The organism is Centipeda noxia ATCC 43541 (assembly GCF_000160555.1).
Classification (GTDB): domain Bacteria; phylum Bacillota; class Negativicutes; order Selenomonadales; family Selenomonadaceae; genus Centipeda; species Centipeda noxia.
Genome location: NZ_GG749281.1, coordinates 44,545 through 54,168, shown reverse-complemented (window position 1 = coordinate 54,168; position 9,624 = coordinate 44,545). Strand labels below are relative to the sequence as shown.

The 9,624-nt window shown below is 57.3% G+C and carries 8 protein-coding genes; 6 read left to right on the top strand and 2 right to left on the bottom strand.

Features of this window, described 5'->3' with window-relative positions; genetic code table 11:
• Positions 1-129: 129 nt before the first annotated feature.
• Positions 130-621, top strand: a complete 492-nt coding sequence (locus HMPREF7545_RS07170; protein ID WP_040571285.1) for an OB-fold protein — start codon at positions 130-132, stop codon at positions 619-621.
• A 253-nt stretch (positions 622-874) separates the two neighbouring features.
• On the opposite strand, the gene HMPREF7545_RS07165 is transcribed toward HMPREF7545_RS07170, so the two are convergent.
• Together HMPREF7545_RS07165 and purB are read right to left on the bottom strand one after the other, a co-directional pair.
• Positions 875-2,161: an adenylosuccinate synthase gene (locus HMPREF7545_RS07165; protein ID WP_006695035.1), complete on the bottom strand. Its 1,287-nt coding sequence runs from the start codon at positions 2,159-2,161 to the stop codon at positions 875-877.
• A gap of 26 nt (positions 2,162-2,187) precedes the next feature.
• The gene (gene purB / locus HMPREF7545_RS07160) at positions 2,188-3,480 is read right to left on the bottom strand and encodes an adenylosuccinate lyase (RefSeq protein ID WP_040571284.1); all 1,293 of its coding nucleotides are present in this window, start codon (positions 3,478-3,480) and stop codon (positions 2,188-2,190) included.
• A gap of 236 nt (positions 3,481-3,716) precedes the next feature.
• Between purB and HMPREF7545_RS07155 the strand changes: the two genes are divergently transcribed.
• From HMPREF7545_RS07155 to bioA (HMPREF7545_RS07135), 5 genes are all read left to right on the top strand, one after another.
• Entirely contained in the window at positions 3,717-5,051 is a 1,335-nt protein-coding gene (locus tag HMPREF7545_RS07155; protein ID WP_006695033.1) for a purple acid phosphatase family protein, read from the top strand.
• A 204-nt stretch (positions 5,052-5,255) separates the two neighbouring features.
• Complete coding sequence (locus HMPREF7545_RS07150; protein ID WP_006695032.1) at positions 5,256-5,870, top strand: biotin transporter BioY; 615 nt, start codon at positions 5,256-5,258, stop codon at positions 5,868-5,870.
• Positions 5,871-5,887: 17 nt separating this feature from the next.
• Positions 5,888-6,568: a dethiobiotin synthase gene (gene bioD / locus HMPREF7545_RS07145; RefSeq protein WP_006695031.1), complete on the top strand. Its 681-nt coding sequence runs from the start codon at positions 5,888-5,890 to the stop codon at positions 6,566-6,568.
• A 183-nt stretch (positions 6,569-6,751) separates the two neighbouring features.
• Positions 6,752-8,098, top strand: a complete 1,347-nt coding sequence (gene bioA, locus HMPREF7545_RS07140; protein ID WP_006695030.1) for an adenosylmethionine--8-amino-7-oxononanoate transaminase — start codon at positions 6,752-6,754, stop codon at positions 8,096-8,098.
• Positions 8,099-8,210: 112 nt separating this feature from the next.
• A complete protein-coding gene (gene bioA / locus HMPREF7545_RS07135) occupies positions 8,211-9,557 on the top strand; it encodes an adenosylmethionine--8-amino-7-oxononanoate transaminase (RefSeq protein ID WP_006695029.1) in 1,347 nt (448 codons plus the stop codon).
• Positions 9,558-9,624: the final 67 nt, after the last annotated feature.

The window sequence follows — 9,624 nt, the reverse complement described above, 5'->3', positions numbered from 1 at the left end:
CCGTTGACCTGTTTTTAGTAGAAAAACTTCAAAAATATTTTAATATTAAGCAGGGATATGAGGGGGGGTAGAATTAATAGATGTAGATGAGAAAAAGCTATGATTTCCGTTGCAAAGGAGATGCTTGTTATGGGTAAGTTTAAGAAGGTTCTCTTAGGGCTGGTCGGCATTGTGGTCGTCGTCAGCTTAGTTGGTGGTTGCGGTGGCAGTGGACAGAATAAGGCAAACAATGCGAACAAGAGTGATTCAAGTAGCACAACACAGCAACAAAAATCGAAACAGAAAGATTACGCAGAAGCAGATATTAATGTACTGTTGAGTGAGGCAAAGGATAATGCTGCCGCTGCAAACCAAAATTATAAGGGAAAAGCGGTGAAGATTATCGGCGGACACGTCTATAATATTGATTCGGATGTAAAATATATCACCATTGATGGGACAGCAGCAAAGCACTCGATGATTCATATTCGTTGTGATGTAGATGCTAAGAATAAGGAACTAAAGGACACTATTCTGACGTTGAAGAAGGAACAGAATGTAATAGTGTATGGAACAATAAAAGAAGTTGGAGATATTATGGGCTATTCGTTGAAATTAGACAAAATTGAAGCAGCTCAATAATATAAGAACACACAAAAAATACTTGTCTCGCAAGAAGGAAAGCACCTCGGTTGCATCCAGAAGAATTCCGTTTAGGGCATATTCACTCTCGGCTTCTGTAATGGTATCGTCGATCTCATCGGAGAAAGAGTCTTGATTCTGTCTCCTTCGATTGTTGGCAATACTGTTTGGGAAGTGGCTGCATTCGTAATAAATGCCGATAAGTTGAACGGCACGATATGAGATGATTCATACCGTGCCGTTTTTTATTCTTTTAGAATAAGTCGTTTGCGAGAACAATGGTCTGTTCGCGCGAGGGGCCGACAGAGACGATGCCGAGCGCGATGCCCGTGACCTCGGCCATGCGCTCCAGATATTTCCGCGCGCCGGCGGGGAGCGCGTCGTAGGTGCGGATGCCGGAGGTATCTGTCTTCCAGCCCGGGAAGGTCTCGTAGACCGGTTCGACCTCTGCGAGGACGTTGAGGCTCGCGGGAACGCCCTTGAGGAGCTCGCCCTTGTGTTTGTAGCCCGTGCAGATCTTGATCTCATCGAAGTCGTCGAGAATGTCGAGGCGCGTGACGGCCATATAGTCGATGCCGGAGAGGAGGCCCGCATGGCGGACAACAACGGCGTCGAGCCAGCCCGTGCGGCGCGGACGCCCTGTGACGGTGCCGAATTCATGGCCTGCCTCGCGCATCTTCTCACCGATCGCGTTCAGCTGCTCGGTGGGGAAGGGACCCTCGCCGACGCGCGTGCAGTAGGCCTTTACCACGCCGATGACCTTGTCGATCTTTTTCGGTGCGACGCCCGCACCAATGGTGACGCCGCCCGAGATGGGGTGCGATGCAGTGACGTAGGGATAGGTGCCGTAGTCAATATCGAGCATGGTCGCCTGTGCACCCTCAAAGAGCACCTTGCGTCCCGCGGCGATCTCCTCATTGACGAGAGGAATGGTATCGGTGACGAGCGGGCGCAGACGCGCGGCGTAGCCCTGATACTCCTGCAGGACCTCTTCGTAGACGAGCGGCGCGTGGTCGTAGACGGAGACGAGTTCTTTGTTCTTGCTCTCAAGGTTTTTCTTGAGCTTTTTCGCAAATTCCTCGCCGTCCATGAGATCGCAGACGCGGATGCCGATGCGGTTGTCGCGGTCCATGTAGCAGGGGCCGATGCCATGCCCCGTTGTGCCGATCTTGTCCGCGCCGCGCGCCGCATCGCCAATGCCGTCCATCAAGCGGTGGTAGGGCATGACTACATGTGCACGGTCGGAGATGCGGATGTTCGAGGTGTCGATGCCGCGCGCCGCCATGGCGTCCATCTCCTGCAGGCAGACCTTGGGATCAAAGGCGACGCCGTTCGCGATGATGTTGTGCGTGCCCTTGTAGAGGATGCCCGACGGCAGGAGGCGCAGCTTATACTCCTCGCCCGCAGCGACAACGGTATGCCCGGCGTTGCAGCCGCCCTGATAGCGGACGACCGTGTCCGCCTGGCTCGCGAGGTAGTCGACGATCTTCCCTTTGCCCTCGTCGCCCCACTGCGTTCCGGTAATAACGATGGTTGACATGATAGAGTCCCCCTTATTTCTTTCCCTTAGAGATCAAAGCGCGCAAAGATGGAATCCACATGGCGCAGGAAATAGGTGTAGTCAAAGCAGGCGTCGATTTCTTCCTTCGTGAGGTGTGCGGAGATGTCCGCGTCCTTTTCGACGTTCGTGCGGAAATCCTCTTTCTCGAGCCATCGCTTCATGGCGTTGCGCTGCACCCAGACATATGCTGTCTGCCGCAGGACGCCCTTGTTGACGAGTGCTGTGAGGATGCGCTGGCTGTAAATGAGGCCGCCTGTGCGGTTCATGTTGTGCAGCATGGCATCGGGGTAGACGAGGAGTTTGTCCACGATGCCGGTCAGCTTGTGCAGACAGTAGTCGACGTTGATCGTCGCGTCGGGCAGGATGACGCGCTCGACGGAGGAATGCGAGATGTCGCGCTCGTGCCAGAGGGTCATGTCCTCGAGTGCCGCAACGGCGTTGCCGCGCACGAGGCGTGCCATGCCGGAGACGCGCTCGCAGTTGATCGGATTGCGCTTGTGCGGCATGGCGGACGAGCCCTTTTGTCCCGCCTTGAAGAACTCCTCCGCCTCGCGGATGTCCGTGCGCTGGAGGTTGCGGATCTCGGTCGCAATCTTCTCCATTGTACCCGCAATGATGGCGAGCGTCGTGACAAACTCGGCGTGGCGGTCGCGCTGGATGACTTGCGTCGCGAGACGGACGGGGGTCAGCCCGAGCCGTTTGCACGTGAGTTCCTCAATGCGCGGGTCGATGTTGGAGTAGGTGCCGACGGCGCCCGAGAGCTTGCCGACAGAGACGGTCTCCTGCGCGCGCATGAGGCGTTCGATGTCGCGCTCGATCTCCGCGCTCCAGAGGAGCATCTTCAGCCCGAAGGTCATGGGCTCTGCATGGATGCCGTGCGTACGTCCGATGCACGGCGTATGACGGAACTCATCTGCGCGGCGGCGCAGCACCGTACGGAATGCGCGCAGATCATCGAGGATGATCGCGGCGGCATCGCGCATCATGATGCAGTATGCCGTGTCCTTGACATCGCTTGAGGTGAGGCCCTTGTGGATGTATTTTGAGTCCTCGCCGACGTTCTCCTCGAGATTCGTGAGGAAGGCGATGATATCATGATCGGTGACTTTTTCGATCTCGTTGATGCGAGCAACATCGAACTTTGCGTTTTTCTTGATATTCTCGACGGCTGCGGCGGGGATCTCCCCAAGCTCTGCCATCGCCTCGCACGCGGCGATCTCCACGTTCAGAATGGTCTGCCACTCGTTCTGGATCGACCAGAGATGCCCCATCTCCGGCCGCGTATAGCGTTCGATCATTTGCTTCCTCCTGGCTGCATGAAAGACGTAACTCAACATTCTTATCATATATCGACAAGACTGGAATGTCAATCGTACGGATTCGATCGGTGCAGGGACGCAGCGCGGAAGAAAAATTGGCCTCTATCATGTCCATTTCAGATTCTTTGCGCTATAATATAAGAATGAAATACTTGATTTTGAGCAACCCCGAAGGTTTATGATGAACCACAAATGCAATTGAGAAAGGGGCATCTATGGAAGACGAAAACCAGAACCAGAGCGGTATGAAACGCCGTACCTTTATCAAAGCGGCTGCGGCTGCCGGCGTGCTCGCCGCGGGCGGCGCAGCGCTCTTGCAGATCGGCGCATTCCGACGGCTCCAGGAAAACGCGACGCGGCAGTTCCCCGGCGTGCTCTATACGGAACGCCTGCGCCAGATCGTGACGCAGGACCCCTCGCGCACGCGCATGCTGATGTGGGAGCTTACCTCGCCTGCGGAGGAGAATCTGACCGTCGAACTGCGCGTGCAGGGGGCGGACGAGACAAATGTACACCATTTCCCTGCGTCGAATGATCGCTTTATTGATGACGAGATCGAGGTCTATCAGTACCGCGCCGAGGTCAATCATCTGACCCCGGGCACACACTATCAGTACCGCATTACATCGGAGGATGCGGCGACGGATTGGCAGACCCTCTGCGCGCCTGCGGCGGATGAGACGTATAAGATGCTGATTTTCCCCGATACACAGTCCAGCGACAACTATGCAGACTGGAAGGAGATGGCGCATCTTGCATGGGCGCGCAATACGGATGCGGCGCTCTTTGCCTGCATGGGGGACCTCGTGGACAACGGCGAGGATCGCCTGCAGTGGACCGACTTCTTCGGCGGCGTCGAGGAGATGCAGCGTGTGATCCCGATGGCCCCGCTGATGGGGAATCACGAGACCTACGATCTCAACTGGAAGGAGCGTCTGCCGGAGGCGTATCTTCACTATTTTGCGACCCCGCCGAACGCGAGCACGGAGTTCGACCGCTATTATTACTCCTTTGACTACGGCGATGTGCACTACATCGCACTCTGCACGCAGCAGAGGGAGATCGGTGCGTTCAAGGACGGGCTCGTTGCCGAGCAGCTGGAATGGGTCCGCCGCGATATGAGGGCGCACCGCAAGAAGTGGAATATTGTCCTGATGCACAAAGACGTTTTGCAGTACCGCATTCATGGGCGCCCGGAACGGACGGAGGGCATTGATGACGACAACGGGCGCGTGTGGATGCCCGTCTTTGATGAGCTCGGCATCGACGTCGTCTTTTCGGCGCATCTGCATACGTACCGCAACCGCGGGCACATCTACGGGTTCCAAAAGACGCCGGATAAGAAGGGACCGCTCTACATCCTCACGGGCGTTGCGGGCAATGTCCGCTATCCGAACCTATGGATCGATCATCCCTTCGACGAGGTGACGCTCCCGCAGCCGGAGACGGACAACTATCTCACGATGGATGTCGGGAGAGATGCGATTGAGATCGCGTGCTTCCTGCCCGACGGCAGAGAGATGGATCGCGTGAAGGTGACGAAACGGTAAGGCGTATCGTCCGTTGTGTAAGGGACAAAGAGGGACTGCTGCACGAAGCTTCAGCTTCGTGCAGCAGTCCCGTCTTTTTATATGCAATTGATATACAATTTTAGTAAACCGACATAGAATATTATGGTTGACAATAAATAAAATAGCGAGTAAGATAAAGCAAGTTTATGAGTCTATCAGCTTTTATGGAGGTATCTAAAGATTATGAAGTTACGTGAAGTAATCCTATGCGGACTATTTATCGCGCTCATTACGGTCGGGACGTTCGTGCGCATCCCTGTGGGTACGGATGTCTACACGCTGCAGTTCCTCTTTACTCTGCTCGCGGGGCTGATGCTCGGTGCGCGGCTCGGTGCGCTCGCCATCGGCACGTATGTACTCATGGGGCTCGTGGGGATTCCCGTGTTCGCCTCGGGCGGCGGTCCTGCCTACGTGCTTCAGCCGACGTTCGGTTATCTCGTCGGGTTCATCGTGCAGGGCTGGCTGACGGGTGCACTGGTGCGCCGCGGCGTACCGACGTTTCGTCGTGCACTTGCCGCGTGTGTAGCAGGCATGGTGGTGCTCTATGCCCTCGGCATCCCGTATTTCTATTTCATATCGAACTACATTATCGACGCGCCGATCGGTTTCTGGGTGGCGGTCTGGTACTGCGGGGTGCTGCAGGTTCTGCCGGACTTCCTGCTCTGCGTTGCGGCGGCGTACGTCGGGATTCGCCTCTACAAGGCGGGGCTCTGGATTCATGAGACGCAGGAGATGCAGCCGCGGAGCACGGCTGCCGTGCAGGGGGCGGCGGTGCATGCAGATCGCATGGATGCCTGACGGGAGGCCCATCATACATGGGTAAGGCGTTATTTGTCACGGGAACGGGCACGGACATTGGAAAGACGTATGTCACGGGGCTGATTGTGAAATGTCTCCGTGACGCGGGATTTGCAGCGGGCTACTATAAGGCGGCACTCTCGGGCGCGGAGGTCGCCGCGGACGGCACGCTCCTGCCGGGCGATGCACTCCATGTGGCGCACGTTGCGGGGCTCAATGCGGCGGATGTCACCATTTCCTATGTCTACCGCGATGCGGTCTCGCCGCACCTCGCGGCGCAGATCGAGCACCGGCCGATGGACTTTGCAAAGGTGGCGCAGGACTACCGCCGTGCGAAGGAGCACACGGAATATCTGACGGTGGAGGGGAGCGGCGGCATTATCTGTCCGCTGCGCTGGGACGGCGATGAGCACGTCGTCCTTGACGATCTCGCCGTGCGGCTGGGGCTCTCTGCCCTCGTCGTTGCCGATGCAGGGCTCGGAACGATCAATGCCGCCGTACTGACGGCAGAGCATCTGCGCGCGCGCGGCATTCCACTGCGGGGCTTTATCTTCAACAATTGGCAGGGCGGTCTAATGCAGGAGGACAATGTGCGGATGGTCGAGGAGATCACGGGAGCGCGTGTCTTGGCGCGTGTGCCGCACGGCGCGCCGGAACTGCCGATGAGGGCGGATGCGCTTGCCGCGCTGTATGAGTAATGTGTGTTTAGGGAGGCACTGATAAATTCAGCTTGCGGCTCTTGACGCCTCTTTTTCCCGCACTTCGGCGGAAAATCCTTCACAGAGCACCTCTCTGCGTCCGATTTTCCACCTCGTTCGGACGAAAAATCTACGCCAATCCGGGGCCTGTTTTATCAGTGATTCCGTAGGAGGAGAGATTTTATGCCGACGATTGAGGAGCGTGACCTGCGCCATATCTGGCACCCGTGCGCGCAGATGAAGGACTATGAGCAGCTGCCGACGATGGTGATCGACCACGCAAAGGGGGCATGGCTCTACGATGTGCACGGCAAGGGCTATCTCGATATTATCAGTTCGTGGTGGGCGAATCTCCTCGGACATACGAACGAGAAGATTGATGCGCGGATTACGGCGCAGCTGAGGCGGCTCGAGCACGTCGTCTTTGCGAATTTCTCCCATCGTCCCGTGATTGAGCTTGCGGAGCGACTGGCGATGCTCGTGCCTGCCGGACTGACGAAGTTTCATTTTAACGACAACGGCTCGTCCGCTGTAGAGGCGGCGCTCAAGATGGCGTTTCAGTACTGTCAGCAGACAGGGCGTACGAAAAAGACGCGGTTTATGTGTCTTTCCGAAGGGTATCACGGAGGAACAATCGGGGCGCTCTCCGTGGGGGGTATGGATCTCTTTGCCGAGATGTACAAGACGATGATGATGGACAACATCCATATCGAGGCGCCCGACTGCTATCGCTGCCCCTATGGGGAAACGCGCGACACCTGCTCCTGTGCGTGTTTTGAGCATGCGGAGCGTGCCTTTGCCGCACACGGACACGAGACGGCGGCGATGATCGTCGAGCCGCTCCTGCAGGGGTGCGCGGGGATGCGCATCTACCCCGAGGAATATCTCAGGAAGCTGCGCGCCCTCTGCGACGCATACGATGTCCTGCTCATCGCCGATGAGATCGCGACGGGGTTCGGGCGCACGGGACGCCTCTTTGCGTGCGAGCGCGCGGGCATCACGCCCGATCTCATGTGCCTCTCGAAGGGGCTGACGAGCGGCTATATGCCCACGGCCATCACCGTTGTCAAGGAAAAGATCTATGAGGCGTTTTATGCGGACTGGAGCGAAGGCAAGGGGTTCATGCAAGGCCATACGTATGCGGGCAATCCGCTCGGCTGCAGCGCGGCGCTCGCCGTGCTCGATATTCTCGATGAGGAGAATATCCTGGAGCGCGCGGAGGAGACGGCGGCATGGCTGACCGCACGAATGACGGAGACGTTCGGTGCGCATCCGAATGTCGGCGAGATCCGTCGCATCGGGTTGATTCACGCAGTTGAGCTGGTTGAGGATCGTGAGACGAAGCGTCCTTTTGACGGAGGACGGCGGCTCGGCTACGCGATCTATTGCCGCGCGCTTCGGCACGGGCTGCTCCTGCGCCCGCTCGGCGACGTACTTTACTTCAATCCGCCGCTGAACATCGGGCGTGATGACCTCAACACCGCCATCGCATGGATGAAGGCGTCGATGGATGAGGTGCTGGGGGCATAGGAACTCTGTAGAAGAAGTTGCTGCACGAAATGAAAAACTTCGTGCTTTGTGTGTAATGTGTGTTTAGGGAAGCACTGCGTGTATCAGTGCTTCCGTAGGAGGGGTCATTTTTATGCCGACAATTGAGGAGCGCGACCTGCGCCGGATCTGGCATCCGTGCGCGCAGATGAAGGACTATGAGGAGCTGCCGCCGATGGTCATCGACCACGCAAAGGGACCATGGCTCTGCGATGTGCACGGCAAGTCCTATCTCGATATTGTGAGCTCTTGGTGGGCGAATCTCCTGGGTCATTCCAACGAGAAGATCAACGCGCGCATCAAGGCGCAGCTCGACCGCCTCGAGCACGTGATTTTTGCAAATTTCTCGCACCGCGGCGCGATCGAACTCGCCGAGCGTCTGGCGGCGCTTGTGCCCGAGGGGCTGACGAAGTTCCACTTCAACGACAACGGTTCCTCTGCGGTCGAGGCGGCGCTCAAGATGTCGTTCCAATACTGCCAGCAGACGGGGCGCACGAAAAAAATCCGCTTCATGTGTCTCTCGGAGAGTTATCACGGCGAGACGATCGGCGCACTCTCGGTGGGGAGCATGGATCTCTTTGCCGAGATGTATCAGCCCATGATGATGGACAACATTCACGTCGAGGCTCCCGACTGCTATCGCTGCCCCTTCGATAAACAGCGTGGGGACTGCTCCTGTGAGTGCTTTATCCATGCGGAGCGTGCCTTTGAAGAGCATGGACACGAAATGGCAGCGATGATTGTGGAGCCGCTCCTGCAGGGCTGCGCAGGCATGCGCATCTATCCGGAGCTCTATCTGCAGAAGCTGCGTGCGCTCTGCGACAAATACGATGTTCTCCTCATCGCCGACGAGATTGCGACGGGATTCGGACGGACAGGGCGGCTCTTTGCATGCGAGCGTGCGGGTATTACGCCTGACATTATGTGCCTCTCGAAGGGGCTGACGGGCGGCTACATGCCCATGTCCATCACCGTTGTGAAGGAGAAGATCTACGAGGCGTTCTACGCCGACTGGAGTGAGGGAAAGGCATTCATGCACAGCCACACCTACGCGGGCAACCCGCTCGGCTGCGCAGCGGCGCTCGCCGTGCTCGACATCCTCAATGAGGAAAATATCTTGGAACAGGCGGAGAATACGGCAGCGTGGCTGACGGAGCGTCTCAGCGAGACCTTCGGCGCGCATCCGAACGTCGGTGAGATTCGTCACATCGGGCTGATCCATGCGCTCGAACTTGTCGAGGACCGCGCGGAGAAACGGCCCTTTGATAGCAAGCGCCGCCTCGGCTACGCCATCTACCGCCGCGCACTGCAGCACGGACTGCTCCTGCGCCCGCTCGGCGATATTCTCTACTTCAACCCGCCGCTCAACATCGGGAGAAACGATCTTGAGACCGCCATCGAGCGCATGAAACTCTCGATGGATGAAGTACTCGGCGCATAACACACGGCAAATAAAAAGACGCACTCATAGGAGTGCGTCTTTTTATTTGGGAATTTTCCGTTGGCTT

Coding starts and splice junctions, on each gene's coding strand:
- HMPREF7545_RS07170 (WP_040571285.1), top strand. CDS start 130: ATGGGTAAGTTTAAGAAGGTTCTCTTAGGGCTGGTCGGCATTGTGGTC.
- bioA (WP_006695029.1), top strand. CDS start 8,211: ATGCCGACAATTGAGGAGCGCGACCTGCGCCGGATCTGGCATCCGTGC.
- HMPREF7545_RS07150 (WP_006695032.1), top strand. CDS start 5,256: ATGAAGTTACGTGAAGTAATCCTATGCGGACTATTTATCGCGCTCATT.
- HMPREF7545_RS07165 (WP_006695035.1), bottom strand. CDS start 2,161: ATGTCAACCATCGTTATTACCGGAACGCAGTGGGGCGACGAGGGCAAA.
- purB (WP_040571284.1), bottom strand. CDS start 3,480: ATGATCGAACGCTATACGCGGCCGGAGATGGGGCATCTCTGGTCGATC.
- bioD (WP_006695031.1), top strand. CDS start 5,888: ATGGGTAAGGCGTTATTTGTCACGGGAACGGGCACGGACATTGGAAAG.
- bioA (WP_006695030.1), top strand. CDS start 6,752: ATGCCGACGATTGAGGAGCGTGACCTGCGCCATATCTGGCACCCGTGC.
- HMPREF7545_RS07155 (WP_006695033.1), top strand. CDS start 3,717: ATGGAAGACGAAAACCAGAACCAGAGCGGTATGAAACGCCGTACCTTT.